Raw genomic sequence first — 26,986 nt, forward strand, 5'->3', positions numbered from 1 at the left:
TTTGCGGTTTGCCATCCGGGAGGGTGGGCGGACCGTGGGCGCCGGCGTGGTCACCAAGATCCTGGAGTGAGGTGAAGCATGCCCAAGATCCGCATCAAGCTTCGGGGCTTTGACCACAAGACCCTGGACGCCTCGGCCCAGAAGATCGTGGAGGCCGTTCGGCGTTCCGGGGCCCAGGTCTCAGGCCCCGTTCCCCTGCCCACCCGGGTGCGCCGCTTCACCGTGATCCGGGGCCCTTTCAAGCACAAGGACTCCCGGGAGCACTTTGAGCTTCGCACCCACAACCGCTTGGTGGACATCCTGAACCCCAACCGGAAGACCATTGAGAGCCTCATGTCCCTGGACCTGCCCACCGGCGTGGAGATTGAGATCAAGACCATAGGAGGTGGCAAGTGAAGGGGATCCTGGGCACGAAGGTGGGCATGACCCGGATCTACAGGGAGGACCGGGCCATTCCCGTCACCGTGATCCTGGCCGGCCCCTGCCCGGTGGTCCAGCGGCGCACCCCGGAGAAGGACGGGTACACCGCCGTGCAGCTGGGCTTTCTGGCCCAGAAGCCGGGGCGGGTCAACCGGCCCATGAAGGGGCATTTCGCCAAGGCCGGGGTCCAGCCCGTGCGCATCCTTAAGGAGATCCGGGACTTCAACCCCGAGGGCGACGTGGTGACGGTGGAGATCTTCAAGCCCGGGGAGCGGGTGGACGTGACCGGCACCTCCAAGGGCCGGGGCACCGCCGGGGTCATGAAGCGCTGGAACTTCGCCGGCGGCCCCGACTCCCACGGCGCCCACAAGATCCACCGCCACCCGGGCTCCATCGGCAACCGCAAGACCCCGGGCCGCGTCTACAAGGGCAAGAAGATGGCGGGCCACTACGGGGCGGAGCGGGTCACGGTGGTGAACCTCGAGGTGGTGGACGTCATCCCCGAGGAGAACCTGCTCCTGGTCAAGGGCGCCGTGCCCGGGCCCAACGGGGGGCTCGTGGTGGTGCGCCAGACCAAGAAGGTGGCCAAGTGAGGGAGGCGAAGGTGGAAACCGTTTACCAGATTCCCGTTATTTCCCCCGCCGGCAAGCGGGAGCTGGCCGCTAACCTGCCGGGGGAGGTCAACCCCCACCTCCTCTGGGAAGTGGTGCGCTGGCAGCTGGCCAGCCGCCGCCGGGGCACCGCCAGCACCAAGACCCGGGGCGAGGTGGCCTACTCGGGCCGCAAGATCTACCCCCAGAAGCACACGGGCCGCGCCCGCCACGGGGACATCGGGGCCCCCATCTTCGTGGGCGGCGGCACGGTCTTCGGCCCCAAGCCCCGGGACTACAGCTACACCCTGCCCAAAAAGGTCCGGAAGGCGGGCCTGGCCATGGCCGTGGCCGACCGGGCTAAGGAGGGGAAGCTCCTTCTGGTGGAGGCCTTCTTTGGGGTTCAGGGCAAGACCAGGGAGTTTCTGGCCTGGGCCAAGGAGGCGGGCCTGGACGGCTCCGAGACCGTTCTCCTGGTCACGGCCGACGAGGCCGTGCGCCGGGCCGCCCGCAACCTGCCCTGGGTGGTAACCCTGGCCCCCGAGGGCCTCAACGTCTACGACATCCTGCGCACTGGGCGCCTGGTCATGGACCTGAAGGCCTGGGAGGTCTTCCAGGAGCGCCTGGGAGGTGAGGCATGAAGACGGCCTACGACGTGATCCTGGCCCCCGTGCTCTCGGAGAAGGCCTACGCGGGCTTTGCCGCGGGCAAGTACACCTTCTGGGTTCACCCCAAGGCCACCAAGACCGAGATCAAGAACGCCGTGGAGGCGGCCTTCAAGGTCAAGGTGGTGGGGGTCAACACCATGAACGTTCGGGGCAAGAAGAAGCGCCTGGGCCGCTACCTGGGCAAGCGCCCTGACCGCAAGAAGGCCATCGTGCAGGTGGCCGCCGGGCAGAGGATTGAGGCCCTGGAGGGCCTCATCTAAACCCCGCCGGGAAAGGGAGCCCGGCCCTGATCCGGCAAGGGAGGAAAGAGGAATGGCAGTCAAGAAGTTCAAACCCTACACGCCGAGCCGCCGCTTCATGACGGTGGCGGACTTCTCCGAGATCACCAAGACCGAGCCGGAGAAGTCCCTGGTCAAGCCCCTGAAGAAGACGGGGGGGCGCAACAACCAGGGCCGCATCACCGTGCGCTTCCGCGGGGGCGGCCACAAGCGCCTCTACCGCATCATTGACTTCAAGCGCTGGGACAAGGCCGGCATCCCCGCCAAGGTGGCGGCCATTGAGTACGACCCCAACCGCTCCGCCCGCATCGCCCTCCTCCACTACGCCGACGGGGAGAAGCGCTACATCATCGCCCCCGAGGGGCTTCAGGTGGGGCAGCAGGTGGTGGCGGGGCCCGATGCGCCCATCAGCGTGGGCAACGCCCTTCCTTTGCGCTTCATCCCCGTGGGTACCGTGGTCCACGCCGTGGAGCTGGAGCCCAAAAAGGGGGCCAAGCTGGCCCGCTCCGCCGGCACCAGCACCCAGATCCAGGGCCGGGAAGGGGACTACGTGATCCTGCGCCTGCCCTCGGGGGAGCTGAGGAAGGTGCACGGGGAGTGCTACGCCGCCATCGGGGCCGTGGGCAACGCCGACCACAAGAACATCGTCCTGGGCAAGGCGGGCCGCACCCGCTGGCTGGGCCGGAAGCCCCACGTGCGGGGCGCCGCCATGAACCCGGTGGACCACCCCCACGGCGGCGGCGAGGGCCGGGCGCCCCGGGGCCGTCCCCCGGCCTCCCCCTGGGGCTGGCAGACCAAGGGCCTCAAGACCAGGAAGCGGCGCAAGCCTTCCAGCCGCTTCATCATCGCCCGGCGGAAGAAGTGAGGTGAGCCATGCCGCGTAGCTTGAAGAAGGGCGTTTTCGTAGACGATCACCTCTTGGAGAAGGTGCTGGAGCTGAACGCCAAGGGGGAGAAGCGGCTCATCAAGACCTGGAGCCGCCGCTCCACCATCGTGCCGGAGATGGTGGGCCACACCATCGCGGTTTACAACGGCAAGCAGCACGTGCCCGTGTACATCACCGAGAACATGGTGGGGCACAAGCTGGGTGAGTTCGCGCCCACCCGCACCTACCGGGGGCACGGCAAAGAGGCCAAGGCCACCAAGAAGAAGTAGCCATGGAAGCGAAAGCCATTGCCCGTTACGTGCGCATCGCCCCCAGGAAGGTCCGCCTGGTGGTGGACCTGATCCGGGGGAAGAGCCTCGAGGAGGCCCGCGCCATCCTGCGCTACACCAACAAGCGGGGGGCCTACCACGTGGCCAAGGTGCTGGAGTCCGCCGCGGCCAACGCCGTCAACAACCACGACATGCTGGAGGACCGCCTCTTCGTCAAGGCGGCCTTCGTGGACGAGGGGCCCGCCCTGAAGCGGGTGCTTCCCCGGGCCCGGGGCCGGGCGGACATCATGAAGAAGAAGACCAGCCACATCACCGTCATTCTGGGGGAAAAGCATGGGAAATAAGATCCACCCCATCGGGTTCCGGCTTGGCATCACCCGGGACTGGGAGTCCCGCTGGTATGCGGGCAAGAAGCAGTACCGCCAGCTCCTTCTGGAGGACCAGCAGATCCGCGACTACCTGACCAAGGAGCTCTACCCGGCCGGCCTGGCCCGCGTGGACATTGAGCGGGCCGCCGACAACGTGGCGGTGAGCGTCCACGTGGCCAAGCCCGGCGTGGTGATCGGCCGGGGCGGGGAGAAGATCAAGGTCCTGCGGGACGCCCTCGCCAAGCTGACCGGGAAAAACGTGGCCCTGAACGTCCAGGAGATCCACAACCCCAACCTCTCGGCCCCCCTGGTGGCCCAGCGGGTGGCGGAGCAGATTGAGCGCCGCTTCGCCGTGCGGCGGGCCATCAAGCAGGCGGTCCAGCGGGTCATGGAGTCCGGGGCCAAGGGGGCCAAGGTCATCGTCTCCGGGCGCATCGGCGGGGCGGAGCAGGCCCGCACCGAGTGGGCCGCGGAAGGGCGGGTTCCCCTGCAGACCCTCCGTGCTAACATAGACTACGGCTTTGCCCTGGCCCGCACCACCTACGGGGTGCTGGGGGTGAAGGCGTACGTCTTCTTGGGCGAGGTGATCGGCGGCCAGAAGGTCAAGCGCCTCGAGGCCCCCAAGGCCGAGGAGCGCCCCCGCCGCCGCCGCCCGGCCGTGCGCGTGAAGAAGGAGGAGTAGGCCATGCTGATGCCCAGGCGCATGAAGTACCGGAAGCAGCACCGCGGCCGCCTGAAGGGCGCCACCAAGGGGGGCGACTACGTGGCCTTCGGGGACTTTGGCCTGGTGGCCATGGAGCCCGCCTGGATCACCGCCCAGCAGATTGAGGCCGCCCGTGTGGCCATGGTGCGCCACTTCCGCCGCGGCGGGAAGATCTTCATCCGCATCTTCCCCGACAAGCCCTACACCAAGAAGCCCCTCGAGGTGCGCATGGGTAAGGGCAAGGGCAACGTGGAGGGGTACGTGGCCGTGGTCAAGCCGGGCCGGGTGATGTTTGAGGTGGCGGGGGTCACGGAGGAGCAGGCCCTCGAGGCCCTGCGCATCGCCGGCCACAAGCTCCCCATCAAGACCAAGATCGTGCGGAGGGACGCTTACGATGAAGCTCAGTGAGATCCGCAAGGAGCTTTCGGAGGCCCGCAAGCTCTCCCTTGTGGAGCTGGAAAAGCTCATCCGGCAGAAGAAGCGGGAGCTCATGGAGCTCCGCTTCCAGGCCTCCATCGGCCAGCTTTCCCAGAACCACAGGATCCGGGAGACCCGGCGCTCCATCGCCCGTCTTCTGACGGTCTGGAACGAGAAGAGGAGGCAGAATGCCTAAGAAGGTGCTGACCGGGGTGGTGGTGAGCGACAAGATGCAGAAGACCGTGACGGTCCTGGTGGAGCGCCAGTTCCCCCACCCCCTTTACGGCAAGGTCATCAAGCGCTCCAAAAAGTACCTGGCCCACGACCCCGAGGAGCGGTACAAGGTGGGGGACGTGGTGGAGATCATAGAGGCCCGCCCCATCTCCAAGCGCAAGCGCTTCCGGGTCCTGCGCCTGGTGGAAGGGGGGCGGCTGGACCTGGTGGAGAAGTACCTGGTCCGCCGCCAGAACTACGCTAGCCTTTCCAAGCGGGGAGGTAAGGCATGATCCAGCCCCAGACCTACCTGGAGGTGGCCGACAACACCGGGGCCCGCAAGATCATGTGCATCCGGGTCCTCAAGGGCTCCAACGCCAAGTACGCCACGGTGGGGGACGTGATCGTGGCCAGCGTCAAGGAGGCCATCCCCCGCGGCGCCGTGAAGGAGGGCGACGTGGTCAAGGCGGTGGTGGTGCGCACCAAGAAAGAGGTCAAGCGGCCCGACGGCTCCGCCATCCGCTTTGACGACAACGCCGCCGTCATCATCAACAACCAGCTGGAGCCCCGCGGCACCCGCGTCTTCGGCCCGGTGGCCCGCGAGCTCCGGGAGAAGGGCTTCATGAAGATCGTCTCCCTGGCTCCGGAGGTGCTCTGATGCAGGCCAAGGTGCACGTGAAGAAGGGGGACACCGTCCTGGTGGCCTCCGGCAAGTACAAGGGCCGGGTGGGCAAGGTGAAGGCCGTCCTGCCCCGGAAGATGGCCGTGATCGTGGAGGGGGTCAACCTGGTCAAGAAGGCGGTGCGCCCTAGCCCCAAGCACCCCCAGGGCGGGTTCGTGGAGCAGGAGGCGCCTCTGCACGCCTCCAAGGTGCGGCCCATCTGCCCCGCCTGCGGCAAGCCCACCCGGGTGCGCAAGAAGTTCCTGGAGGACGGGCGCAAGATCCGGGCCTGCGCCAAGTGCGGCGGGTCCTTGGACGTGGAGGAGTAAGATGCCCCTGGACGTTGCCCTGAAGAAGAAGTACTACGAGGAGGTCAGGCCGGAACTCATCCGCCGCTTCGGCTACCAGAACATCTGGGAGGTGCCGCGGCTGGAGAAGGTGGTCATCAACCAGGGCCTGGGCGAGGCCAAGGAGGACGCCCGCATCCTGGAGAAGGCCAGCAAGGAGCTGGCCCTCATCACCGGCCAGAAGCCCGCCATCACCCGGGCCAAGAAGTCCATCTCCAACTTCAAGCTCCGCAAGGGGATGCCCATCGGCCTCCGGGTCACCCTCCGGGGCGACCGGATGTGGATCTTCCTGGAGAAGCTCCTCTCCGTGGCCCTTCCCCGCATCCGCGACTTCCGCGGCGTCAACCCCAACAGCTTTGACGGCCGGGGCAACTACAACCTGGGCCTGAAGGAGCAGCTCATCTTCCCCGAGGTCACCTACGACATGGTGGACGCTCTGCGGGGCATGGACATCGCGGTGGTGACCACCGCCAAGACCGACGAGGAGGCCAAGGCCCTCCTGGAGCTTCTGGGCTTCCCCTTCCGCAAGTGAGGCGAGCATGGCGAGAAAAGCGCTGATTGAGAAGGCCAAAAGGACCCCCAAGTTCAAGGTGCGGGCCTACACCCGTTGCGTGCGTTGCGGGCGGGCCAGGAGCGTCTACCGCTACTTCGGTCTTTGCCGCCTCTGCCTCCGGGAACTGGCCCACAAGGGGCAGCTCCCGGGGGTGAAGAAGGCCAGCTGGTAGGCCGTGGCCGGTCGGGGGGCTTCCCTCGAGACCGCATGGTTCAGGAAGAGGTAAAAGGAGAGAGGAAATGCTGACGGACCCCATCGCCGACATGCTGACCCGGATCAGGAACGCCACCCGGGTCTACAAGGAGAGCACCGAGGTGCCCGCCTCGCGCTTCAAGGAGGAGATCCTGAAGATCCTGGCGCGGGAAGGGTTCATCAAGGGGTATGAGCGGGTGGAGGTGGACGGCAAGCCCTACTTGCGCATCCACCTCAAGTACGGCCCCAGGCGGCAGGGCCTGGACCCCCGCCCCGAGCAGGTCATCAAGCACATCCGCCGCATCAGCCGGCCCGGGCGGCGGGTCTACGTGGGGGTCAAGGAGATCCCCCGGGTGCGCCGGGGCCTGGGGATCGCCATTCTCTCCACGCCCAAGGGGGTGCTGACGGACCGGGAGGCCCGGAAGTTGGGCGTGGGCGGCGAGCTCATCTGCGAGGTGTGGTGATGTCTAGGATCGGCAGGCTTCCCATTCCCGTGCCCAAGGGGGTTCAGGTGCAGGTCTCCCCAGGGCTTGTGAAGGTCAAGGGCCCCAAGGGGGAGCTTTCGGTCCCCGTTTCCCCGGAGCTCAAGGTGGTGGTGGAGGAAAACGTGGTGCGGGTGGAGCGCCCCTCCGACGAGCGCCGCCACAGAAGCCTCCACGGGCTCACCCGCACCCTGATCGCCAACGCCATCAAGGGAGTCTCCGAGGGGTACGTCAAGGAGCTCCTCATCAAGGGCATCGGCTACAGGGCCCGTCTGGCGGGCCGCTCCATTGAGCTCACGGTGGGCTTTAGCCACCCCGTGGTGGTGGAGCCCCCGGAGGGCATCACCTTTGAGGTGCCCGAGCCCACCAAGATCCGGGTCCTGGGCATTGACAAGCAGAAGGTGGGGCAGGTGGCCGCCGACATCCGGGCCATCAAGAAGCCCAGCGCTTACCACGAGAAGGGCATCTACTACGCTGGCGAGCCCGTCCGCCTCAAGCCCGGCAAGGCCGGGGCCAAGAAGTAGGGGGAAGCATGGCACGGCTAACCGCTTACGAGCGCCGCAAGTTCCGGGTGCGCAACCGGGTTAAGAGGACCGGGAGGCTTCGCCTCTCCGTTTTCCGGAGCCTCAACCACATCTACGCGCAGATCATTGACGACGAGAAGGGCGAGACCCTGGTGGCCGAGTCCAGCCTGGCCCTGAAGCTCAAGGGCAACAAGACCGAGGTGGCCCGGAAGGTGGGCCTGGCCCTGGCGGAGAAGGCCATCGCCAAGGGGATCAAGCAGGTGGCCTTTGACCGCGGCCCCTACAAGTACCACGGCCGGGTCAAGGCCCTGGCCGAGGGGGCCCGGGAGGGGGGCCTCGAGTTCTAAGGAGGAACCATGCCCGAGACCGATTTTGAGGAGAAGATGATCCTGGTGCGGCGCACCGCCAAGACCTACCAGGGCGGCCGCCGCTTCCGCTTCGGCGCCCTGGTGGTGGTGGGGGACCGCCAGGGGCGGGTGGGCCTGGGCCTGGGCAAGGCCAAGGAGGTGCCCCTGGCGGTGCAGAAGGCGGGGTACTACGCCCGCCGCAACATGGTGGAGGTGCCCATCCAGAACGGCACCATCCCCCACGAGATTGAGGTGGAGTTCGGGGCCTCCAAGATCCTCCTGAAGCCCGCCGCCCCCGGTACGGGCGTGATCGCTGGGGCGGTGCCCCGGGCCATCCTGGAGCTGGCGGGGATCACCGACATCCTCACCAAGGAGCTGGGGAGCCGCAACCCCGTCAACATCGCCTACGCCACCATGGAGGCCCTGCGCCAGCTCCAGACCAAGGAGGACGTCAAGCGCCTCAGGAAGGCTAAGGAGGAGTGATGGCCAGGCTCAAGGTGAAGCTGGTAAAGAGCCCCATCGGCTACCCCAAGGACCAGAAGGCGGCCCTCAAGGCCCTGGGGTTTAGAAAGCTCCAGCAGGAGAAACTGCTGGAGGACACGCCGGCCATCCGCGGCAACATCCGCAAGGTGGCCCACCTTCTTCAGGTGGAGGTGGTGGAATGAAGCTTTCCGATCTCAAGCCCAATCCAGGGGCCAACAAGAAGCGCAAGCGGGTGGGCCGGGGCCCCGGCTCCGGCCACGGCAAGACGGCCACCCGGGGCCACAAGGGCCAGAAGTCCCGCTCCGGCGGCCTCAAGGACCCCCGCCGCTTTGAGGGCGGGCGCTCCACCACCCTGATGCGCCTGCCCAAGCGGGGCATGCAGGGCCAGGTTCCCGGGGAGATCAAAAGGCCCAGGTACCAGGGGGTGAACCTCGAGGCCCTGGCCCGGTTTGAGGGGGAGGTGACCCCCGAGCTTCTGGTCCAGGCGGGCCTCCTCAAGAAGGGCTACCGCCTGAAGATCCTGGGGGACGGCGAGGCCAAGCCCCTCAAGGTGGTGGCCCACGCCTTTTCCAAGAGCGCCCTGGAGAAGCTGAAGGCCGCGGGCGGCGAGGCCGTCCTTCTGGAGGCCTAAGATGCTGAAGGCCTTCCGGAGCGCCCTCCAGATCCCCGAGCTGCGCCAGCGCATCCTCTTCACCCTCCTGGTCCTGGCCGCCTACCGCTTGGGGGCCTTCATCCCCACCCCGGGGGTAGACCTGGACAAGATCCAGGAGTTCCTGCGCACCACCCAGGGCGGGGTTTTCGGCATCATCAACCTCTTCTCTGGGGGCAACTTTGAGCGCTTCTCCATCTTCGCCCTGGGCATCATGCCCTACATCACCGCGGCTATCGTCATGCAGCTTTTGGTGACCGTGGTGCCAGCGCTGGAGAAGCTTTCCAAAGAAGGGGAGGAGGGCCGCCGCATCATCAACCAGTACACCCGCATCGGCGGCATCGCTCTGGGGGCCTTCCAGGGCTTCTTCCTGGCCACAGCCTTCCTGGGGGCCGAGGGGGGCAGGTTCCTCCTCCCCGGCTGGTCCCCGGGGCCCTTCTTCTGGCTGGTGGTGGTGGTCACCCAGGTGGCGGGCATCGCCCTCCTCCTCTGGATGGCGGAGCGCATCACCGAGTACGGCATCGGCAACGGTACCAGCATGATCATCTTCGCCGGGATCGTGGTGGAGTGGCTCCCCCAGCTGGTGCGCACCATAGGCCTCATCCGCACCGGGGAGGTGAACCTGGTGGCCTTCCTCTTCTTCCTGGCCTTCATCGTGCTGGCCTTCGCCGGCATGGCGGCGGTGCAGCAGGCGGAGCGGCGGATCCCCGTCCAGTACGCCCGCAAGGTGGTGGGGCGCAGGGTCTACGGGGGGCAGGCCACCTACATCCCCATCAAGCTGAACGCCGCCGGGGTGATCCCCATCGTCTTCGCCGCCGCCATCCTGCAGATCCCCATCTTCCTTGCCGCCCCCTTCCAGGACAACGCCGTGCTCCAGGCCATCGCCAACTTCTTCAACCCCACCCGCCTTTCCGGCCTCCTCATAGAGGTGGTCCTCATCGTCCTCTTCACCTACGTCTACACGGCGGTGCAGTTTGACCCCAAGCGCATCGCCGAGTCCTTGCGGGAGTACGGGGGCTTCATCCCCGGCATCCGCCCCGGGGAGCCCACGGTGAAGTTCCTGGAGCACATCGTCTCCCGGCTCACCCTCTGGGGGGCCCTCTTCCTGGGCTTGGTGGCCGCTTTGCCCCAGATCATCCAGAACCTGACCGGGGTCCAGAGCATCGCCTTCTCGGGGATCGGCCTCCTGATCGTGGTGGGGGTGGCCCTGGACACGCTTAGGCAGATAGAGAGCCAGCTGATGCTCAGGAACTACGAGGGCTTTCTCTCCAAGGGCCGCATCCGCGGCCGCACGCGCTAGGAGGAGGCATGGGGGAAGCGGTGATCTTCTTGGGGCCGCCGGGGGCGGGCAAGGGCACCCAGGCGGCGCGGCTGGCCGAGGAGCTTTCCTTCAAAAAGCTCTCCACCGGCGACATCCTCCGGGACCATGTGGCCCGGGGCACGCCCCTGGGGCTCCAGGTGAAGCCCATCATGGACCGGGGGGACCTGGTGCCCGACGACCTGATCCTGGCCCTGATCCGGGAGGAGCTTTCCGACCGGGTCATCTTTGACGGCTTCCCCAGGACCATCCCCCAGGCGGAGGCCCTGGACCGCCTCCTGGAGGAGACGGGGACCAGGCTTCTTGGGGTGGTTCTGGTGGAGGTGCCCGAGGAGGAGCTGGTCCGCCGCATGCTGAAGCGGGCGGAGCTGGAGGGGCGCTCCGACGACAACGAGGAGACCATCCGCCGCCGCCTCCAGGTCTACCGGGAGAAGACCGAGCCCCTCATCCAGTACTATGAGAAGACGGGCGCCCTGAGGCGGGTGGACGGCCTCGGCACCCCCGACGAGGTCTACGCCCGCATCCGGGCCGCGCTGGGAATCTGATGGCCATCAAGCTGAAAAGCCCCTGGGAGATTGAGCGCATGCGGGAGGCGGGCGCCCTCCTCACCGAGGTGGTGGAGGAGGTGGCCCGCCACGTGGAGCCCGGCATCACCACCAAAGAGCTGGACCGGATCGCCTACGAGGCCATCAGGAAGCGCAAGGCCAAGCCCGCCTTCCTGGGCCTTTACGGCTTTCCCGCCACGCTCTGCACCTCGGTCAACGAGGTGGTGGTCCACGGCATCCCCTCGGAGAAGCCCCTCCGGGAGGGGGACATCCTCTCCGTGGACGTGGGCCTCCTCTACGGGGGCTTCGCCGCCGACATGGCCCGCACCTTCCCCGTGGGCCGGGTCTCCCCCGAGGCGGAAAGGCTCATCAAGGACACGGAGGCCGCCTTCTGGGAGGGGATGAAGTACCTAAGGCCCGGCTACCGCATCGGCGACGTGGCCCACGCCGTGCAGACCTTTCTGGAAAGCCGGGGCTACGGGGTGGTGCGGGAGTTCGTGGGCCACGGGGTGGGGCGGGAGATCCACGAGGACCCCCAGCTTCCCAACTTCGGCAAGCCGGGAACCGGGCCCAAGATCCGCCCGGGGATGACCCTGGCCCTCGAGCCCATGGTCACCCTGCGCCCGGCGTCTGTGGTAATATTGGAAGATGGCTGGACGGCGAGCGCCGGAAGGGGCAACCTCGCCGCCCACTACGAGAACACCGTCTTGGTGACGGAAGAGGGCCCGGAGCTTCTCACCGGGGTTTCCTTGGTGCGGGCGCGGTAGGAGGGGTATGGCGAAGGAGAAGGACACCATTCGGGCGGAGGGCGTGGTCACCGAGGCTTTGCCCAACACCACCTTTCGGGTGAAGCTGGACTCGGGGCCGGAGATCCTGGCCTACATCTCGGGGAAGATGCGCATGCACTACATCCGCATCCTTCCCGGGGACCGGGTGGTGGTGGAGATTACCCCCTACGACCCCACGCGGGGCCGCATCGTCTACAGAAAGTAGGAGGCGAGATGAAGGTACGGGCGTCGGTGAAGAGGATGTGCGAGAAGTGCAAGGTGGTGCGCCGGCACGGCCGGGTGTACGTCATCTGCGAGAACCCCAAGCACAAGCAGCGTCAGGGCTAAGGAGGCAACGTGGCGAGGATCGCAGGCGTAGAGATTCCCAGGAACAAGCGGGTGGATGTGGCCCTCACCTACATCTACGGCATCGGGCCGGCCCGGGCCAAGGAGGCCCTGGAGAAGACGGGCATCAACCCGGCCACCCGGGTGAAGGACCTGACCGAGGCCGAGGTGGTGCGCCTCCGCGAGTACGTGGAGAACGCCTGGAAGCTGGAAGGCGAGCTCAGGGCGGAGGTGGCGGCCAACATCAAGCGCCTCATGGACATCGGCTGCTACCGGGGCCTGAGGCACCGGCGGGGCCTGCCCGTGCGGGGCCAGCGCACCCGCACCAACGCCCGCACCCGCAAGGGCCCCAGGAAGACGGTGGCGGGCAAGAAGAAGGCCCCCAGGAAGTAAGCCCTGAACGCGGTTTAGGGCCAGCAGATACTCCGAGAGGGAGAGTATGGCCAGAAAAGCGACGAAGAAAAAGGTCAAGCGACAGGTGGCTAGCGGGAAGGCGTACATCCACGCCTCCTACAACAACACCATCGTCACCATCACGGACCCGGACGGCAACCCCATCACCTGGTCTTCGGGCGGGGTCATCGGCTACAAGGGGAGCCGGAAGGGCACCCCCTACGCCGCGCAGCTCGCCGCCATGGACGCGGCCAAGAAGGCCATGGCCTACGGCATGCAGAGCGTGGACGTGATCGTGCGGGGCACCGGGGCGGGGCGGGAGCAGGCCATCAGGGCCCTCCAGGCCTCCGGCCTCCAGGTGAAGTCCATCGTGGACGACACCCCTGTGCCCCACAACGGCTGCCGGCCCAAGAAGAAGTTCCGCAAGGCCTCGTAAGGAGTGAAAGATGGGTCGTTACATTGGTCCAGTTTGCCGTCTTTGCCGCCGGGAAGGCGTGAAGCTTTACCTGAAGGGGGAGCGGTGCTACAGCCCCAAGTGCGCCATGGAGCGCCGGCCCTACCCCCCTGGCCAGCACGGCCAGCGGCGGGCGCGCCGCCCTTCCGACTACGCCGTGCGCCTTAGGGAAAAGCAGAAGCTCCGCCGCATCTACGGGATCTCCGAGACCCAGTTCCGCAACCTCTTTGAGGAGGCCAGCCGCAAGAAGGGGGTCACGGGCACCGTCTTCCTGGGCCTTCTGGAGTCCCGCCTGGACAACGTGGTCTACCGGCTGGGCTTCGCCAGTAGCCGCCGCCAGGCCCGGCAGATGGTGCGCCACGGCCACATCACCGTCAACGGGCGCCGGGTGGACCTGCCCGCCTACCGGGTGAAGCCCGGCGACGAGATCGCCATCGCCGAGGGGAGCAGGAACCTCGCCTTCATCCGCGAGAACCTCGAGGCCATGAAGGGCCGCAAGGTGGGCCCCTGGCTCTCCCTGGACGTGGAGGGCATGAAGGGCAAGTTCCTGCGCCTGCCCGACCGGGAAGACCTGGCCCTGCCGGTCAACGAGCAGCTGGTGATTGAGTTCTACTCCAGGTAATCTGTCATAGGGATTGGCCCCGAAGGAGGCCTATGTTGGAGAGCAAGCTGAAAGCCCCGGTCTTCACGGCGCGCACCCAGGGGCGCCACTACGGCGAGTTCGTCCTGGAGCCCCTAGAAAGGGGGTTTGGGGTCACCCTGGGGAACCCTCTCCGCCGCATCCTCCTCTCCTCCATCCCCGGGACCGCGGTCACCAGCGTCTACATTGAGGACGTCCTCCACGAGTTCTCCACCATTCCCGGGGTGAAGGAGGACGTGGTGGAGATCATCCTGAACCTGAAGGAGCTGGTGGTGCGCTTCCTGGACCCCAAGATGGCGTCCACCACCCTGATCCTCAAGGCGGAAGGCCCCAAGGAGGTGAGGGCGGGCGACTTCACCCCCTCCGCCGACGTGGAGATCATGAACCCCGACCTCCACATCGCCACCCTCGAGGAGGGCGGGAAGCTCTACATGGAGGTGCGGGTGGACCGGGGGGTGGGGTACGTGCCCGCCGAGCGCCACGGCATCAAGGACCGCATCAACGCCATCCCTGTGGACGCCATCTTCTCCCCGGTGCGCCGGGTGGCCTTCCAGGTGGAGGACACCCGCCTGGGCCAGCGCACGGACCTGGACAAGCTCACCTTGAGGATCTGGACCGACGGCTCCGTCACCCCCCTCGAGGCCCTGAACCAGGCCGTGGCCATCCTGAAGGAGCACCTGGGCTACTTCGCCAACCCCGAGGCCTCCCTTCTGCCCACCCCCGAGGTGCCGAAGGGGGAGAAGCGGGAGAGCGCCGAGGAGGACCTGGACCTGCCCTTGGAGGAGCTTGGGCTTTCCACCCGGGTCCTCCACAGCCTCAAGGAGGAGGGGATTGAGTCCGTGCGCGCCCTTCTGGCCCTCAACCTCAAGGACCTGAGGAACATCCCCGGCATCGGGGAGCGGAGCCTGGAGGAGATCCGCCAGGCCCTGGCCAAGAAGGGCTTCACCCTAAAGGAGTGAGACCATGCGCCATCTGAAGTCTGGAAGGAAACTGAACCGCCACTCTTCCCATCGCCTGGCCCTGTTCCGCAACCAGGCCAAGAGCCTCCTCACCCACGGGCGCATCACCACCACCGTGCCCAAGGCCAAGGAGCTGACCGGCTTCGTGGACCACCTGATCCACCTGGCCAAGCGGGGGGACCTTCACGCCCGCAGGCTGGTCCTCAGGGACCTGCAGGACGTGAAGCTGGTGCGGAAGCTCTTTGACGAGATCGCCCCCAGGTACCAGAACCGCCCCGGGGGGTACACCCGGGTCCTGAAGCTGGCGGAGCGCCGCCGCGGGGACGGGGCTCCTCTGGCCTTGGTGGAGCTGGTGGAGTAAGGCCACCCCATGCTGGCCTAAGCCAGCATGGGGGCCTAAACCCTTTCTTTCCTCTTTGGGGGGTGGGCTTTAGCCCGCCCCCTCGCCCTTTTCCGGCTTCATAAGCCTCAGGATCTGGTCCTCCAGCTCGCCGATGTAGGCGGCCAGGGTGTTGCCGTGCTTTTCCAAAAGCTCCTCCACCCGGGCCTCGAGGGCCCGGATCTCCTCCCGCTCCGCCTCCGCCAGGCGCGCTAGCTCGGCCTCCAGGTACCGCCTGAGCTCCGTGTAGCGGCTTTGCTCGGCGTCTTCGGCCAGCTTCTTGTAGTGAAGGAGCTCCCGGGCGTACCGCTTCACCTCCAGAAGGGCGGCGGTCTCCAGCCCGATGGTGAAGATGAGGTAGAGGAGGGAGACCACCCCCAAGGCGATGACCAGCAAAAGCCCCAGGGGGGCCTCCACCCGGGTGAGGCCCAGGGAAAGGGGGGTAGGCCTGGTGATCTCCCCCCAGTTGAGCCAGGCGAAGAGGGCGAGGAGGAGGAGGACGAGAAGGGCGAAAAGGGTTCGGCCGCTCATAGGGCTACCTCCGTAGAGACACCGGCGGCATTATACTCTAGGCCCCATGGGCTACCTGTACCTCTTCCTGGCGGCCTTCCTCTGGGGACTTCTGGGGCCGGTGAGCCGCCTGGCCTTCGGGGAGGGGCTACCTCCCCTTCTGGTGGCCCTTTACCGGGCGGTCATCGCCTGGGCCTTCTTCGCCCTCCACGCCCTAATCCTGCGCCAGGTGCGCCTTCTTCCCAAGGACCTCCCCGCCCTCTTCCTCTTCGGCCTGGTGGGGGTTTCCCTGTTCTATGGCTCCTACCAGCTGGCGGTGAACTACGGCGGGGCCGCTTTGGCCTCGGTCCTCCTCTACACCGCCCCCGCCTTTGTGGCCCTCCTCTCCCGCCTGGTCCTGAAGGAGGCCTTGGACGCCTTAGGCCTTCTGGCCGTGGCCCTCACCCTCCTGGGGGTGGGCCTCATGGGCCTGGGCGGGGGTAGCCAGGTGAAGGCCCTCCTTCCCGCCCTTTTCTTCGGCCTCCTTTCCGGCTTCACCTACGCCCTTTACTACATCTTCGGCAAGCTCTACCTGCCCCGGTACGCCACCCCCACCCTCTTCCTCTACGCCCTGCCCGTGGGGGCTTTGGGGCTTCTGCCCTTCGTGGACTTCGTCCCCTTGAGCCAAAAAGCCCTGTGGGCCCTCCTCTTCCTGGGGGCCTTTTCCACCTACGGGGCCTACCTGGCCTACTACGCCGGCCTCAGGCGGCTTCCCGCCACCCGGGCCAGCGTCTTGGCCACCCTCGAGCCCGTGGTGGCCAACCTCTTCGCCTTCCTCCTCTTCCGGGAGGTCCTCTCCCCTCTGGGCTACCTGGGGGCGGGCCTCATCCTCCTGGCCGTCCTTCTCAGCGTGCGGCGGTAGACTCTGGCCATGAAGCGCTTCCACCTCGCCCTGGCCCTATTCCTGGGCCTGGCCCTGGCCCAGACCCACGACCCTTTGGACCCCGCCCAGTTCTCCGCCCTGCCCGAGGGGTATTCTGTGCGCCTTCTCGCTGGGGCGGAGGAGGTGCGGGAGGCGGCGCTCCTCCAGGGGGGAAGGGCCTTTCCCATGGCCCGCCAGCTGGCCTTCTCCGGCAAGGAGGTGTGGCGGGGCCTTTTGCCGGAGCTTGGCCCCTACGAGATCCGCCTGAAGACGAAGGCGGGGGAGAAGCGCCTGGGTCCCTACCGCCCTCCCGCCCACCCCTTCCGCGCCCTGGCCTGGGTGGGGGTGAGGGGCGGGTACCAGGTCTTCCCCGACCGCTTCCAAAACGGCGACCCCGGGAACGACGCCCTGGCCCTTTCCGACGACGAGTACAACTTCAACCAGGTCTGGCAGGAGAAGGGGGGCCCCAGGCCCTACCTCGCCCGCTGGCAGGACCCCCCGGGCCCCATGCACTGCTGCCACCAGTACTACGGGGGGGACCTGGCGGGGCTTGAGGAGCGGCTTCCCTACCTGAAGGAGCTGGGGGTGGGCCTCCTCTACCTGAACCCCATCTTCCGCTCGGGGAGCGCCCACGGCTACGACACCCACGACTACCTGCAGGTGGCCCCCCGCCTGGGGGACGAGGCCCTTCTGCGCCGGGTCCTGGACCGGGCCCACGCCCTGGGGATCCGGGTCCTCTTTGACTTCGTGCCCAACCACACGGGCCTGGGCTTCTTCGCCTTCCAGGACGTGGTGAAGCGGGGCCGGGCCTCGCCTTACTGGAACTGGTACTTCGTCAAGCGCTACCCCTTCAAGCCGGGGGACGCCGGCGCCTACGAGGCCTGGTGGGGGGTGGGGAGCCTGCCCAAGCTCAACACCGCCAACCCCGAGGTGCGGGCCTACCTCCTCTCCGTGGCGGAGCGCTGGGTGCGCTTTGGTTTTGACGGCATCCGGGTGGACGTGCCCGAGGACCTCCTCGAGGCCAAGGCCTTCTTCCGCGAGCTGAAGGCCAGGGTGCGGGCCATCAACCCCGAGGCCTACCTGGTGGGGGAGATCTGGCGGCGGGCCCCGGACTGGGTGGGGGAGGAGGCCTTTGACAGCCTTATGAACTACGCCCTCGGCCGGGACATCGTCCTCCGCTACGCCCAGGGCCTCCACCCCGCCCTCTTCGGCGGGCCTAGGGCCCTCACCCTCCTTTCCGAGGCCTACGCCCTCTACCCCGAGGCCGCCTCGGCCATGGGCTTCAACCTCATCAGCTCCCACGACACCTCCCGCCTCCTTTCCGACCTGGGCGGGGACGCGGCCAAAGCCCGCCTGGCCTGGGCCCTCCTCTTCGGCCTTCCCGGGACCCCGGTGGTCTTCCAGGGGGAGGAGTGCGCCCTTTGGGGAGAGAAGGACCCCGATGACCTCCAGCGGCGGCCCATTCCCTGGGGGACTTGCGATTCCGGGATGCGGGGCTTTTTCCAGGGCCTTTACCGCCTCAAGGCGGAGGAGCCCGCCCTGAAGGGGCCCTTCGCCACCTATCTGGCCGAAGGGGGGCTCCTGTCCTTTTTCCGGGGGGAAGGGGAGGGGAGGCTTCTCCTCGCCTTCAACAACCAGAAGGCCCCCGCCTCTTTACCCCTGCCCCAGGGGGCCTGGCGGGACCTCTTTTCCGGACAGGTCTACGAGGGGCAGGCGGAGGTCAAGCCCCTGGGCTTCCTTTACCTCAAGAAAGCTTCCAGATAGGGCCTCCAGGCCTCGGGGATCTCCTTGAGGTCCGAGAGGAAGAGGGGAAGGCGGGGGGGCCTGGGGGGCTTGAGGAGGCGCATGCCCGCCTCCTCGGGGGTGCGGTCCCCCTTCTTGAGGTTGCAGGCCCGGCAGGCGGCCACCAGGTTCTCCCAGGTGCTCCTGCCCCCCCGGCTTTTGGGGAGGACGTGGTCCACGGTGAGCTCGCCCCCCTGGCGGCCGCAGTACTGGCAGGTGTAGCGGTCCCGCCTGAGGACGTTGCGGCGGTTCAGGGGAACGCGGGCAGGCCCCCGCCTGACCAGACGCTTCAGCCGGATGACGCTGGGGACGGGGATTCTGGTGGAGGGGGTGTGGAGGAAGCGCCCGCTTTCCGCAAGCATCTCCGCGCCCCCCGAGAGGACCAAAAGAACGCTTCGCTTGACGCTGGCCAGGCCCAGGACCTCGTAGGCGGCGTTCAGGACCAGCACCCGGGGGGCGTCCAGGTTTAGGGGCTTTTCCTCGGCTGGCCCCACGCTTTCAGAATAGCAAACCCCTTCCTCTGGAGCTGTGCTATGCTTAGGGCAACGATGGGTTTGGAGGCCCCTATGTTGAAACGACCGCTTCCGTTTCTGCCCCTTCTCCTCTCTCTGGCCCTGGCCGCCCCTTCCCTGGAGAAGGCGGAGGCCCTTCTGAAGGCCGGGGATTACGAGAAGGCCGCCTTGGCCTACGAGGAGGTTCTGGCCCAGGACTACGGCCTCTTTGAGGCCCACCTGGGCCTGGGGGTGGCCCTCTTTCGGGCGGGGCGCCTCGAGGAGGCCCGCTTCGCCTTTGACCAGATGACCCGGGTCTTCCCCGACCGCTACGAGGGCCACTTCAACCTGGGCCAGGTCTACCTGCGCCTGGGCAAGCCCGCCGAGGCGGTGGAGGCCTTCCAGAAGGCGGTTTCCTTAAGGCCCACGGAGGAGGCCTACCTGGGCCTGGCGGCCGCCCTTACCCAGGCGGGAAGGGCCAAGGAGGCGGCCGAAGCCCTGAAGAAGGGTTTTACTGGCGAGCGAAGCCCCGCCTACCGCCTGGCCCTGGCCCAGGCCCTCTACGCCGCCGGCAGCCGGGCCGAGGCGGTCCCCGTCCTCTACGGCCTTCTGAACCAGGACCCCAAGCGGGCCGAGGCCTGGGAGCTCCTGGCCCGCATCCTGGCGGAGGAGGGCCTGAAGGAAAGGGCCCTGCGGGAGCTGGACCGGGGCCTAGCCCAGGTGGAGGGCAAGCCCAGGGCCAGGCTTCTCCTCCGCAAGGCCCTTCTTTCCCCAAACCCCGAGCCCCTCCTCAAGGAGGCCTACGCCCTGGACCCCGCCCTCTGGGAGGCGGCCTTCCTCTTGGGCCAGGCCAGGCTCCGGGCGGGGGACGCCCGGGGAGCCCTGCCCCACCTCCTGGCCGCCTACCGGGCGAGCCCCGAGCCCGAGGTGGCCCTGGCCCTGGCCGCCGCCTACCTGAAGCTTGGGGACCACAAGAACGCCTACCGCTACGCCGGCGAGGCCGGTCCCCCGGGAACCTTCCTCCAGGCCCAGGCCGCCTACGCCCTGGGCAAAAAGGAGGAGGCCCTAAAGCTTCTGGAGGGGAACGAAACCCCTGAGGCCCAGGCCCTTCGAGGGAGCATTCTCCTGGAGCTGGGCCGGGCGGAGGAGGCCGTGGCCCTCCTCCGGCCCCTCTACGAGGCGGGGCGGGACCCCAGGGTGGGGAGCAACCTGGCCGCCGGGCTTGTGGCCCTGAAGCGGTACGGCGAGGCCGAGCTGGTCCTGCGGGAGGTTCTGGCCCGCCTTCCTAGGGAAGCCTCCGCCTGGTACAACCTGGGCCTGGCCCTAAAGGCCCTGGGCCGGGACGGGGAGGCGGAGCGGGCCCTTAGGCAGGCCGCCGCCCTGGGCTCCAAGGAGGCCCAGGGCCTTCTTGGGAGGTAGGATGCGCTGGCTACGGGAGAACTGGCTGGACGCCCTCATCTTTCTCCTGATCGCTCTGGTGGCGGCGGGGATCGTCCTCTACCTGACCGGCATCAACCCCTTCGCCCGGCCCCAGGCGGCCTCGCCCCCCCCGGTTCCCCAGGTCCAGCCCCCTTCTTCCCAGGCCCCGGCGCCCCCAAGCCCGGCCCCGGAGGAGGCCAAGCCCCCTGAGCCCGTGGTGACGGTGATACCCCTGCCCCAGGCCCCCTCGGAAGCGGCGCCCCAGCCCGCCCCGGAGGCCAAGCCAAAGGCGGCCCAGGAGGCCAAGCCCAAGCCCGCCGAGCCCACCCAGGCCCCGCCCAAGGCGCCAGCGCCGGGGGGAGGCTACCGCGTGGCCGTGGGCGCCTTCGCCAACCCGGAAAACGCCCTCAAGCTTTCCCGGGAGCTTGCGGCCAAAGGGTACCCGGCCCGCCTCGAGGCCAGCGGGAACCTGACCCGGGTGGTGGTGGGCCCCTACGCCAGCGAGGCCGAGGCCAGGCGGGTGGCCGAGGCCCTAAAGGCCTACGGGGCCCAGGTCTACCGGGGGGAGGCCCCGGCGCCCCAGGAGGGGAGGCTTTACCTCCAGGTGGGGGCCTTCCAGAAGGAGGAGAACGCCCTGGCCCTGGCGGGTAAGCTGAAGGAGGTGGGGCTTCCCGTGGTCCTGGTGAAGGACGGGGTCTACCGGGTGCGGGTGGGCCCGGTCTCCCCCGAGGAAAAGGAAGCCGTGAAGGCCAAGGTAGCCGCCCTGGGCCTCGAGGCCGTGGAGGTGCCATGAAGGTTCCCAGCGCCGCCATCAGCCGCCTCATCACCTACCTGCGCATCCTGGAGGAGCTGGAGGCCAAGGGCATCCACCGCACCAGCTCGGAGCAGTTGGCGGAGGAGGCCCAGGTGACCGCCTTCCAGGTGCGCAAGGACCTCTCCTACTTCGGCTCCTACGGCACCCGGGGGGTGGGGTACACCGTGCCCGTCCTCAAGCGGGAACTGCGCCACATCCTGGGCCTGAACCGCAGGTGGGGCCTCGCCATCGTGGGCATGGGCCGCCTGGGGAGCGCCCTCGCCGACTACCCCGGCTTTGGCGAGACCTTTGAGCTCCGGGGCTTCTTTGACGTGGACCCGGAGAAGATCGGCAAGCCCGTGGGAAGGGGGGTCATTGAGCCCATGGAGGCCCTTTCCCAGAGGGTCCCGGGCCGGATAGAGATCGCCCTCCTCACCGTCCCCCGGGAGGCGGCCCAGGAGGCGGCGGACCAGCTGGTGCGGGCGGGGATCAAGGGCATCCTCAACTTCGCTCCGGTGGTCCTCGAGGTGCCCAAAGAGGTAGCGGTGGAGAACGTGGACTTCCTGGCTGGACTTACCCGGCTGGCTTTCTTTATACTGAACCCCAAGTGGGGAGAGGAGATGGTGGGATGAAAAGGGTTGGAGCGCTTCTGTTATTGGTTGGTCTTTTGGCGGGCTGCAGCAACTTCTTTGAAGGCGGGGTCATTTTTGGGGGACCCACGGTCTTGGTGGCCCGGGAGAACTTCTCCTTCACCACTGAAACCGACCAGAACAACAACACCTTCTACGTTTACACGTACGAGATTCGCCTCTACGCCCTCCCAGGCTCGGGGGCTGGGTCGGTGGTGCTCCTGAACGCCTCTAATCAGCCAGTGGATGCTCCTTTCGTCATCCCCCAGGCCTGTCCCCCCTCGGCCCAAGACCCCTGCGGTCCGGTTGTCCGCTCCTACTTCAAGCGGACCACAGCTCTCCTTGCCCCCGTTCAGGTGGTCAAGTACCGGACGGTTTCCGCCAACGGCCAGTCCAAGGTGGTTAACCTCCCCGCCCCTATAGAGGTCTACTGAAAGGTCCCTGGCGTGGGGCGGGGTATACTCAGGGGGTGGTCAAGCCCCTGCCCCTCGAGGCCAAGCTCGCCGCCTTTGAAGAGGCCCTTTCGGAGCTGGTGCGCTCGGAGGTCCTCTTCGTTCGGCTCATCCACCAGGACCTGGTGACGGCGGGGGGAAAGCGCATCCGCCCAAGGCTCGTCTTCCTGGCCTCGGGGGCCGTTGGGGGTGCCCCCTTTGAGCTGGAGCTGGCCCTGGCGGTGGAGCTCCTCCACTCCGCCACCCTCCTCCACGACGACCTCATTGACGAGGCGGAGCTCAGGCGGGGGAAGGAGGCCGCCTACCGCCGCTACGGCAACGCGGTGAGCGTCCTCTCCGGGGACTTTCTCCTCTCCCGACTCCTCCACGTGGTGGCCAAAACGGGAAGCCTGGAGCTGGTGGAGGCCTTCGCCGAGACGGCCCGGGTTCTGGCCGAGGGGGAGGTCCTGCAGTTCCAGGTGGCCGCCCTGGAGGACTATTCTTTGGAAAACTACGAGAGGATCATCACCGCCAAGACCGCCGCCCTCATGGCCTTGGCCACGGAGGGCCCCGCCCTGCTGAAGGGCCTCGAGGGGGCGTGGCGGGAGGCCCTCAGGCGCTTTGGCCTCCTCTACGGCCAGGCCTTCCAGATGCGGGACGACTACCTGGACCTCATGGGAAGCCCCGAGGCCCTGGGCAAGCCCGTGGGCGGGGACGTGCGGGAGGGCAAGGCCACCCTCCTCACCCTCCTCCTCATGGAGCGCTTCCCCGAGGTGAGGGCCATCCTCAAAAGGCGGGGCGGGGAGGCGGGGGATCTGGAGCGGCTCAGGGCCTTAGCCCGGGAAAGCGGGGTGGCGGAGGAGGTGGAGGCCCGGATCCGGGAGCGAGCCCTCCTGGCGGCGGAGGCCCTGGACCCCCTTCCCGACTCCCCCTACAAGGAGGCCCTAAAGGACCTGGCCCTGGCCGAAGGGAAGAGGCTCGCCTAGGGGTATAATCCCCTCGGTGAGAGCATGGCCATCCCCGCGTACCGCCCCCCAGACGATCCTGGCCTTTGGGACGCCTTCCTGGAGCGTTTGGAGAAAACCCTGAAGGTGGCGAAGATCCACCCCACCACGGTGGAGTATCTGGCCCACCCCAAGAGGCTGGTCACCGTGTCCCTGCCCGTGGTCATGGACGACGGCAAGGTGCGGGTCTTCCAGGGCTACCGGGTGGTCCACGACATCGCCCGGGGGCCCGCCAAAGGGGGGGTGCGCCTCCACCCCTCGGTCACCCTGGGGCAGACGGCGGGCCTGGCCGCCTGGATGACCCTGAAGGCGGCCGTCTACGACCTGCCCTTTGGCGGCGCGGCGGGCGGGGTGGCCGTGGACCCCAAGGCCCTTTCCAAGCGGGAGCTGGAGCGGCTGGTGCGGCGCTACACCGCCGAGCTCGTCAACCTGATCGGCCCCGACATGGACATCCTGGGCCCCGATGTGGGCACGGACCAACAGACCATGGCCTGGATCATGGACACCTACTCCATGACCGTGGGCTCCACGGTGCCCGGGGTGGTCACGGGGAAGCCCCACGCCCTGGGGGGCACCGAGGGCCGGGACGACGCCGCCGGGTACGGGGTGGCCCGGGTCCTCCTGGAGCTGGCGGGGAGGCGGGGCCTTCCCCTCGAGGGGGCCCGGGTGGCCGTGCAGGGCTTCGGCCAGGTGGGGGGCACCTTCGCCCTGCACGCCGCCGCCTTGGGGCTCAAGGTGGTGGCGGTCTCCACCTCCCGGGGGGCCATGTACCAGGAGGAGGGCCTTCCCGTGGAGGCGGTGCTCCGCCACTACGAGGCCACGGGGGAGCTTCCCCGCTACGACCTTGCCGCCGAGGAGCTCTTCGCCCTACCCGTGGACTACCTGGTCCTGGCGGCCCTCGAGGGGGGCCTGGACGGGGAGGGGGCCAAGGCGGTCCAGGCCCGGGCGGTCCTGGAGGCCGCCAACTTCGGCCTCACCCCCGAGGCGGAGGCCTACCTCCTGGGCAAAGGCGTTCTGGTGGTCCCCGACCTCCTCACCGGGGGCGGGGGGCTTTTGGCAGGCTATCTGGAATGGGTGCAGGACCTCAACATGTTCTTCTGGAGCGAGGAGGAAGTGCGGCAACGCTTCGCCAAGAGCGTGGCCAAGGCGGTGGCCGAGGTGTGCGCCAGGGCGGAGGCCCTTGGGGGCGACCTGCGCACCGGGGCCCTGGCCCTGGCCCTGGAGAGGCTCAACGAGGCCACCCGGCTTCGCGGCGTGTACCCCTAAGGAGCGCGTATGAAGAGCGAACCCCTTTCCTACCTGGGCAAGGACGGCGGACCCTGGGAGATCTTCACGGAGCAGGTGGACCGGGTCATCCCCTACCTGGGGCGGCTCGCCCCCTTGGCGGAGAGCCTCAAGCGGCCCAAACGCATCCTGATCGTGGACGTGCCCATCCACCTGGACGACGGCACCGTGGCCCACTTTGAGGGCTACCGGGTGCACCACAACACCGCCCGGGGGCCGGCCAAGGGCGGGGTGCGCTACCATCCCGAGGTGACCCTCTCCGAGGTCATGGCCCTGGCCGCCTGGATGACCATAAAAAACGCCGCCGTGGGCCTGCCCTATGGCGGGGGCAAGGGCGGCATCCGGGTTGACCCCAAGAAGCTCTCCAGCCACGAGCTGGAGCGCCTCACCCGCCGCTACACCTCGGAGATCGGCATCCTGCTGGGGCCCGACCGGGACATTCCCGCTCCCGACGTGAACACCGGAGAGCGGGAGATGGCCTGGATGATGGACACCTTCTCCATGAACGTGGGCCGCACCGTCCCCGGGGTGGTGACGGGGAAGCCCATCGCCCTGGGGGGCTCTTTGGGCCGAAGGGACGCCACGGGGCGGGGAGTCTTCGTGACCGCCGCTGCGGCCGCCGCCAAGATCGGCCTTCCCGTGGAGGGGAGCCGGGTCATCCTCCAGGGCTTCGGCAACGTGGGGAGCGCCGCCGCCCGCACCTTCCACGACCACGGGGCCAGGGTCATCGCCGTACAGGACCACACGGGCACCATTTACAACGAGGCGGGCATGGACCCCTACGACCTGGCCCGCTACGTGGCCGAGATGGGGGGCGTGCGGGGCTACCCCAAGGCGGAGCCCCTGCCCAACGCCGAGTTCTGGGCCCTCCCCACCGAGTTCCTCATCCCCGCCGCTTTGGAGAAGCAGATCACCGAGCACAACGCCTGGCGCATCCAGGCCCGCATCGTGGCCGAGGGGGCCAACGGCCCCACCACCCCCGCCGCCGACGACATCCTCCAGGAGAAGGGGGTCCTGGTGGTGCCGGACGTGATCGCCAACGCCGGGGGCGTGACCGTGAGCTACTTTGAGTGGGTCCAGGACTTCAACTCCTACTTCTGGACCGAGGAGGAGATCAACGCCCGCCTGGAGAGGGTCCTTAGGAACGCCTTTGAGGCGGTGTGGCAGGTGGCGGAGGAGAAGAGGATCTCCCTGCGCACCGCCGCCTACGTGGTGGCGGCCACCCGGGTCCTCGAGGCCCGGGCCCTCCGGGGGCTTTACCCTTAGGGTGTGGACTGGCCCCGCTATGGCCGCGTGGTCCTGAAGCCCTTCTCCTCTGGGCTTTCCGAGGAGGAGTGGAAGGGGCTTTACGAGACCTTCCGCGACCCCGAGATCGCCGAGTGGAACGGCTCAAGCCCCCTGCGCACCCCCTTTTGGCTCTTCAAGCGCTTCGTCCTGGCCGAGACCAAGCGCAAGGACCGCCTGGCCTTTATCGTTCTGGACGAGAAGGGGGAGTACCTGGGGACGGTGGAGCTTTACGATATCCTCCCCGGGGAGCAGGCCACCTTGGGCATCCTGATCGGCCGCAAGGACCGCTGGGGGCAGGGCTACGGCACCGAGGCGGTGCGGGCGGCCTTGGCCTACGCCTTTGGCCCCCTGGGCCTCAAGCGGGTGAGGCTCCGCACCTTCGCCCACAACCTGAGGGCCAGGCGGGCCTTTCTTAAGGCGGGCTTCCGGGAGGTGGGCCTGGGCCCCGGGCCCAAGGGAAAGGAGGACGTGTACATGGAGGTGCGCCGTGAGGATTTTGGCCCCGAGGCTTAGGGAAGAGGTCTTCGCCCTCCTGCCCGAGGGGGTGGAGGTGCGCTTCCTGGACGAGCCCTGGCCCAAGGCGGTGGACTTCTTCATCCCCCCCTTCGGCCAGGAGGCGCAGGTGCGAAAGGTCCTTTCGGAGGTGGAGGTCCGCGTGGTCCAGACCCTCTCCGCCGGGGTGGACTGGATCCTGCCCCTCATCCCCGAAGGGGTGGTCCTGGCGGACGGCTCCGGCATCCACGACGCCCCGGTGGCCGAGTGGGTGGTCATGGCCCTCCTGGCCCTCCTCAAGGACCTGCCGGGCTTTCTGAAGGCCCAGGAGGAGGCCCGCTGGGCGCCTAGGAGGCTCGCCGACCTGGAGGGCAAGGCGGTTCTCCTCCTGGGCTACGGCTCCATTGGGCGGGCGGTGGAGGCGAGGCTTAGGCCCTTTGGGGTGGAGGTCCTGCCCGTGGCCAAGCACCCCAGGCCCGGGGTCTACACCCGGGAGGACCTGCCCCACCTCCTGCCCCGGGCAGACGCCGTGGTCCTCCTCCTTCCCCTCACCCCCGAGACCAAGGGGATCGTGGACCGGGACTTCCTCCTGGCCATGAAGGAGGGGGCGCTCCTCCTGAACGCCGGGCGGGGCGGGCTGGTGGACGCGGAGGCCCTCCTCGAGGCCCTGAAGGCGGGCCGCATCCGGGCCGCCTTGGACGTGACCGAGCCCGAGCCCCTGCCCGAGGACCACCCCCTCTGGCGGGCCCCGGGCCTCCTCCTCACCCCCCACGTGGCTGGGCTTTCCGAGGGGTTTCACCGCCGGGCGGCCCGCTTCCTTTCGGAGCAGGTAAGGCGGTACCTGCGGGGGGAGCCCCTTCTCAACGTGGTGCGGGAGGGGTATTGATGCGGGTCATCCTCCACGGCGACCTGAGGCGGTTTGGGGAACGCCTCGAGGTGGAGGCCAAAACCCCCAGGGAGGCCCTGGGGAAGCTCGGCATCCCCCTGGAGGAGGCCTGGCTTCTCGCCGTGGGCGACCGGGTGGTGGACCTGGACGAGGAGGTGGAAGGCCCCCTGGAGGTCTACCCCCCCATCGCCGGCGGGTGGTATACTGGGGGTCCTGCCTAAAGGCAG

General features: G+C 68.0%; 46 protein-coding genes. 44 read left to right on the forward strand and 2 right to left on the reverse strand.

Going from position 1 to position 26,986, the window contains the following annotated elements:
- The 32 genes from NW804_RS05460 to rplQ all read left to right on the forward strand — a co-directional run.
- Positions 1-70 (forward strand): hypothetical protein (locus NW804_RS05460; RefSeq protein ID WP_414423112.1); only part of this gene is annotated, 70 nt, incomplete at its 5' end.
- Positions 71-78: 8 nt separating this feature from the next.
- Positions 79-396, forward strand: a complete 318-nt coding sequence (gene rpsJ / locus NW804_RS05465; protein ID WP_053767570.1) for a 30S ribosomal protein S10 — start codon at positions 79-81, stop codon at positions 394-396.
- Positions 393-1,013 (forward strand): 50S ribosomal protein L3, encoded by a 621-nt coding sequence (gene rplC / locus NW804_RS05470; RefSeq protein WP_003043849.1) that lies wholly within the window; start codon positions 393-395, stop codon positions 1,011-1,013. Before rpsJ ends, rplC begins: the two co-directional genes overlap by 4 nt.
- A gap of 11 nt (positions 1,014-1,024) precedes the next feature.
- Entirely contained in the window at positions 1,025-1,651 is a 627-nt protein-coding gene (gene rplD / locus NW804_RS05475; RefSeq protein ID WP_414423049.1) for a 50S ribosomal protein L4, read from the forward strand.
- Positions 1,648-1,938, forward strand: coding sequence for a 50S ribosomal protein L23 (locus tag NW804_RS05480; protein WP_003043857.1), 291 nt, complete (start codon positions 1,648-1,650; stop codon positions 1,936-1,938). The genes rplD and NW804_RS05480 overlap by 4 nt, the downstream gene beginning before the upstream one ends.
- 52 nt (positions 1,939-1,990) lie before the next feature.
- Positions 1,991-2,821, forward strand: coding sequence for a 50S ribosomal protein L2 (gene rplB, locus NW804_RS05485; RefSeq protein WP_414423050.1), 831 nt, complete (start codon positions 1,991-1,993; stop codon positions 2,819-2,821).
- A gap of 8 nt (positions 2,822-2,829) precedes the next feature.
- The gene (gene rpsS / locus NW804_RS05490) at positions 2,830-3,111 is read left to right on the forward strand and encodes a 30S ribosomal protein S19 (RefSeq protein ID WP_011173711.1); all 282 of its coding nucleotides are present in this window, start codon (positions 2,830-2,832) and stop codon (positions 3,109-3,111) included.
- A gap of 2 nt (positions 3,112-3,113) precedes the next feature.
- Positions 3,114-3,455: a 50S ribosomal protein L22 gene (gene rplV, locus NW804_RS05495; protein ID WP_314131357.1), complete on the forward strand. Its 342-nt coding sequence runs from the start codon at positions 3,114-3,116 to the stop codon at positions 3,453-3,455.
- Positions 3,445-4,161: a 30S ribosomal protein S3 gene (gene rpsC, locus NW804_RS05500; protein WP_314131358.1), complete on the forward strand. Its 717-nt coding sequence runs from the start codon at positions 3,445-3,447 to the stop codon at positions 4,159-4,161. The genes rplV and rpsC overlap by 11 nt, the downstream gene beginning before the upstream one ends.
- Before the next feature lie 3 nt (positions 4,162-4,164).
- Positions 4,165-4,590: a 50S ribosomal protein L16 gene (rplP, locus tag NW804_RS05505; protein ID WP_414423051.1), complete on the forward strand. Its 426-nt coding sequence runs from the start codon at positions 4,165-4,167 to the stop codon at positions 4,588-4,590.
- Positions 4,577-4,795 (forward strand): 50S ribosomal protein L29, encoded by a 219-nt coding sequence (gene rpmC / locus NW804_RS05510; protein ID WP_003043877.1) that lies wholly within the window; start codon positions 4,577-4,579, stop codon positions 4,793-4,795. The genes rplP and rpmC overlap by 14 nt, the downstream gene beginning before the upstream one ends.
- Positions 4,788-5,105, forward strand: coding sequence for a 30S ribosomal protein S17 (gene rpsQ, locus NW804_RS05515; RefSeq protein WP_414423052.1), 318 nt, complete (start codon positions 4,788-4,790; stop codon positions 5,103-5,105). Before rpmC ends, rpsQ begins: the two co-directional genes overlap by 8 nt.
- Positions 5,102-5,470 carry a 50S ribosomal protein L14 gene (gene rplN, locus NW804_RS05520; RefSeq protein ID WP_003043914.1) on the forward strand — a complete coding sequence of 123 codons (369 nt, stop codon included), beginning with the start codon at positions 5,102-5,104 and terminating at the stop codon, positions 5,468-5,470. The genes rpsQ and rplN overlap by 4 nt, the downstream gene beginning before the upstream one ends.
- Before the next feature lie 11 nt (positions 5,471-5,481).
- Positions 5,482-5,802 carry a 50S ribosomal protein L24 gene (gene rplX, locus NW804_RS05525; protein WP_414423113.1) on the forward strand — a complete coding sequence of 107 codons (321 nt, stop codon included), beginning with the start codon at positions 5,482-5,484 and terminating at the stop codon, positions 5,800-5,802.
- A 1-nt stretch (position 5,803) separates the two neighbouring features.
- Positions 5,804-6,352 carry a 50S ribosomal protein L5 gene (gene rplE / locus NW804_RS05530; RefSeq protein WP_414423053.1) on the forward strand — a complete coding sequence of 183 codons (549 nt, stop codon included), beginning with the start codon at positions 5,804-5,806 and terminating at the stop codon, positions 6,350-6,352.
- A gap of 7 nt (positions 6,353-6,359) precedes the next feature.
- Complete coding sequence (locus tag NW804_RS05535; RefSeq protein ID WP_018111303.1) at positions 6,360-6,545, forward strand: type Z 30S ribosomal protein S14; 186 nt, start codon at positions 6,360-6,362, stop codon at positions 6,543-6,545.
- Between the two features lie 67 nt (positions 6,546-6,612).
- Positions 6,613-7,029, forward strand: coding sequence for a 30S ribosomal protein S8 (gene rpsH, locus NW804_RS05540; protein WP_414423054.1), 417 nt, complete (start codon positions 6,613-6,615; stop codon positions 7,027-7,029).
- Positions 7,029-7,571: a 50S ribosomal protein L6 gene (gene rplF, locus NW804_RS05545; protein ID WP_414423055.1), complete on the forward strand. Its 543-nt coding sequence runs from the start codon at positions 7,029-7,031 to the stop codon at positions 7,569-7,571. Before rpsH ends, rplF begins: the two co-directional genes overlap by 1 nt.
- Before the next feature lie 8 nt (positions 7,572-7,579).
- On the forward strand, positions 7,580-7,918 hold the full coding sequence (gene rplR / locus NW804_RS05550; protein ID WP_414423056.1) for a 50S ribosomal protein L18: 339 nt from the start codon (positions 7,580-7,582) through the stop codon (positions 7,916-7,918).
- Positions 7,919-7,927: 9 nt separating this feature from the next.
- The gene (gene rpsE, locus NW804_RS05555) at positions 7,928-8,401 is read left to right on the forward strand and encodes a 30S ribosomal protein S5 (RefSeq protein WP_414423057.1); all 474 of its coding nucleotides are present in this window, start codon (positions 7,928-7,930) and stop codon (positions 8,399-8,401) included.
- Positions 8,401-8,583: a 50S ribosomal protein L30 gene (gene rpmD, locus NW804_RS05560; RefSeq protein WP_314131365.1), complete on the forward strand. Its 183-nt coding sequence runs from the start codon at positions 8,401-8,403 to the stop codon at positions 8,581-8,583. Before rpsE ends, rpmD begins: the two co-directional genes overlap by 1 nt.
- Positions 8,580-9,032, forward strand: coding sequence for a 50S ribosomal protein L15 (gene rplO, locus NW804_RS05565; RefSeq protein WP_003043933.1), 453 nt, complete (start codon positions 8,580-8,582; stop codon positions 9,030-9,032). Before rpmD ends, rplO begins: the two co-directional genes overlap by 4 nt.
- Position 9,033: 1 nt before the next feature.
- Positions 9,034-10,350 (forward strand): preprotein translocase subunit SecY, encoded by a 1,317-nt coding sequence (gene secY / locus NW804_RS05570; protein WP_414423058.1) that lies wholly within the window; start codon positions 9,034-9,036, stop codon positions 10,348-10,350.
- An 8-nt stretch (positions 10,351-10,358) separates the two neighbouring features.
- Positions 10,359-10,913 carry an adenylate kinase gene (locus NW804_RS05575; protein WP_414423059.1) on the forward strand — a complete coding sequence of 185 codons (555 nt, stop codon included), beginning with the start codon at positions 10,359-10,361 and terminating at the stop codon, positions 10,911-10,913.
- Entirely contained in the window at positions 10,913-11,680 is a 768-nt protein-coding gene (gene map, locus NW804_RS05580) for a type I methionyl aminopeptidase (RefSeq protein ID WP_414423060.1), read from the forward strand. Before NW804_RS05575 ends, map begins: the two co-directional genes overlap by 1 nt.
- Before the next feature lie 7 nt (positions 11,681-11,687).
- Positions 11,688-11,906 (forward strand): translation initiation factor IF-1, encoded by a 219-nt coding sequence (gene infA, locus NW804_RS05585; RefSeq protein WP_003043942.1) that lies wholly within the window; start codon positions 11,688-11,690, stop codon positions 11,904-11,906.
- An 8-nt stretch (positions 11,907-11,914) separates the two neighbouring features.
- Positions 11,915-12,028, forward strand: coding sequence for a 50S ribosomal protein L36 (gene rpmJ / locus NW804_RS05590; protein WP_003043944.1), 114 nt, complete (start codon positions 11,915-11,917; stop codon positions 12,026-12,028).
- Between the two features lie 9 nt (positions 12,029-12,037).
- Positions 12,038-12,418 (forward strand): 30S ribosomal protein S13, encoded by a 381-nt coding sequence (rpsM, locus tag NW804_RS05595; RefSeq protein WP_314131370.1) that lies wholly within the window; start codon positions 12,038-12,040, stop codon positions 12,416-12,418.
- Between the two features lie 46 nt (positions 12,419-12,464).
- The gene (gene rpsK / locus NW804_RS05600; RefSeq protein ID WP_015718086.1) at positions 12,465-12,854 is read left to right on the forward strand and encodes a 30S ribosomal protein S11; all 390 of its coding nucleotides are present in this window, start codon (positions 12,465-12,467) and stop codon (positions 12,852-12,854) included.
- A gap of 10 nt (positions 12,855-12,864) precedes the next feature.
- Complete coding sequence (gene rpsD / locus NW804_RS05605) at positions 12,865-13,494, forward strand: 30S ribosomal protein S4 (RefSeq protein ID WP_414423061.1); 630 nt, start codon at positions 12,865-12,867, stop codon at positions 13,492-13,494.
- Positions 13,495-13,526: 32 nt separating this feature from the next.
- Complete coding sequence (locus tag NW804_RS05610; RefSeq protein ID WP_414423062.1) at positions 13,527-14,471, forward strand: DNA-directed RNA polymerase subunit alpha; 945 nt, start codon at positions 13,527-13,529, stop codon at positions 14,469-14,471.
- A 4-nt stretch (positions 14,472-14,475) separates the two neighbouring features.
- A complete protein-coding gene (gene rplQ, locus NW804_RS05615; RefSeq protein WP_003043956.1) occupies positions 14,476-14,832 on the forward strand; it encodes a 50S ribosomal protein L17 in 357 nt (118 codons plus the stop codon).
- A 69-nt stretch (positions 14,833-14,901) separates the two neighbouring features.
- On the opposite strand, the gene NW804_RS05620 is transcribed toward rplQ, so the two are convergent.
- Positions 14,902-15,381 (reverse strand): hypothetical protein, encoded by a 480-nt coding sequence (locus NW804_RS05620; RefSeq protein WP_414423063.1) that lies wholly within the window; start codon positions 15,379-15,381, stop codon positions 14,902-14,904.
- Positions 15,382-15,427: 46 nt separating this feature from the next.
- Here NW804_RS05620 and NW804_RS05625 point away from each other — a divergent pair, with 46 nt between their 5' ends.
- Positions 15,428-16,261 carry a DMT family transporter gene (locus tag NW804_RS05625; RefSeq protein ID WP_414423064.1) on the forward strand — a complete coding sequence of 278 codons (834 nt, stop codon included), beginning with the start codon at positions 15,428-15,430 and terminating at the stop codon, positions 16,259-16,261.
- A gap of 9 nt (positions 16,262-16,270) precedes the next feature.
- Positions 16,271-18,025, forward strand: coding sequence for a glycoside hydrolase family 13 protein (locus NW804_RS05630; RefSeq protein ID WP_414423065.1), 1,755 nt, complete (start codon positions 16,271-16,273; stop codon positions 18,023-18,025).
- Here NW804_RS05630 and NW804_RS05635 read toward each other — a convergent pair.
- Positions 18,001-18,537, reverse strand: a complete 537-nt coding sequence (locus NW804_RS05635) for an HNH endonuclease (RefSeq protein ID WP_053767578.1) — start codon at positions 18,535-18,537, stop codon at positions 18,001-18,003. The genes NW804_RS05630 and NW804_RS05635 overlap by 25 nt on opposite strands.
- 72 nt (positions 18,538-18,609) lie before the next feature.
- Here NW804_RS05635 and NW804_RS05640 point away from each other — a divergent pair, with 72 nt between their 5' ends.
- The 10 genes from NW804_RS05640 (at position 18,610) to NW804_RS05685 (ending at position 26,980) form a co-directional block, all read left to right on the forward strand.
- Entirely contained in the window at positions 18,610-19,953 is a 1,344-nt protein-coding gene (locus NW804_RS05640) for a tetratricopeptide repeat protein (RefSeq protein ID WP_414423066.1), read from the forward strand.
- A 1-nt stretch (position 19,954) separates the two neighbouring features.
- The gene (locus NW804_RS05645) at positions 19,955-20,746 is read left to right on the forward strand and encodes an SPOR domain-containing protein (RefSeq protein ID WP_414423067.1); all 792 of its coding nucleotides are present in this window, start codon (positions 19,955-19,957) and stop codon (positions 20,744-20,746) included.
- Positions 20,743-21,378, forward strand: a complete 636-nt coding sequence (locus NW804_RS05650) for a redox-sensing transcriptional repressor Rex (protein WP_314133232.1) — start codon at positions 20,743-20,745, stop codon at positions 21,376-21,378. The genes NW804_RS05645 and NW804_RS05650 overlap by 4 nt, the downstream gene beginning before the upstream one ends.
- Positions 21,375-21,809 carry a hypothetical protein gene (locus NW804_RS05655; protein ID WP_414423068.1) on the forward strand — a complete coding sequence of 145 codons (435 nt, stop codon included), beginning with the start codon at positions 21,375-21,377 and terminating at the stop codon, positions 21,807-21,809. Before NW804_RS05650 ends, NW804_RS05655 begins: the two co-directional genes overlap by 4 nt.
- A 35-nt stretch (positions 21,810-21,844) precedes the next feature.
- Entirely contained in the window at positions 21,845-22,792 is a 948-nt protein-coding gene (locus NW804_RS05660) for a polyprenyl synthetase family protein (RefSeq protein WP_414423069.1), read from the forward strand.
- An 87-nt stretch (positions 22,793-22,879) separates the two neighbouring features.
- Positions 22,880-24,076: a Glu/Leu/Phe/Val family dehydrogenase gene (locus NW804_RS05665; protein ID WP_414423070.1), complete on the forward strand. Its 1,197-nt coding sequence runs from the start codon at positions 22,880-22,882 to the stop codon at positions 24,074-24,076.
- A gap of 9 nt (positions 24,077-24,085) precedes the next feature.
- Complete coding sequence (locus tag NW804_RS05670; RefSeq protein WP_314131088.1) at positions 24,086-25,360, forward strand: Glu/Leu/Phe/Val dehydrogenase; 1,275 nt, start codon at positions 24,086-24,088, stop codon at positions 25,358-25,360.
- 3 nt (positions 25,361-25,363) lie between these two features.
- Positions 25,364-25,894, forward strand: a complete 531-nt coding sequence (locus NW804_RS05675) for a GNAT family N-acetyltransferase (protein WP_314131087.1) — start codon at positions 25,364-25,366, stop codon at positions 25,892-25,894.
- Positions 25,869-26,759: a 2-hydroxyacid dehydrogenase gene (locus NW804_RS05680; protein ID WP_003043981.1), complete on the forward strand. Its 891-nt coding sequence runs from the start codon at positions 25,869-25,871 to the stop codon at positions 26,757-26,759. The genes NW804_RS05675 and NW804_RS05680 overlap by 26 nt, the downstream gene beginning before the upstream one ends.
- Positions 26,759-26,980 (forward strand): hypothetical protein, encoded by a 222-nt coding sequence (locus NW804_RS05685; RefSeq protein ID WP_414423071.1) that lies wholly within the window; start codon positions 26,759-26,761, stop codon positions 26,978-26,980. The genes NW804_RS05680 and NW804_RS05685 overlap by 1 nt, the downstream gene beginning before the upstream one ends.
- Positions 26,981-26,986: the final 6 nt, after the last annotated feature.

The organism is Synechococcus sp. WC10meta (assembly GCF_047461475.1).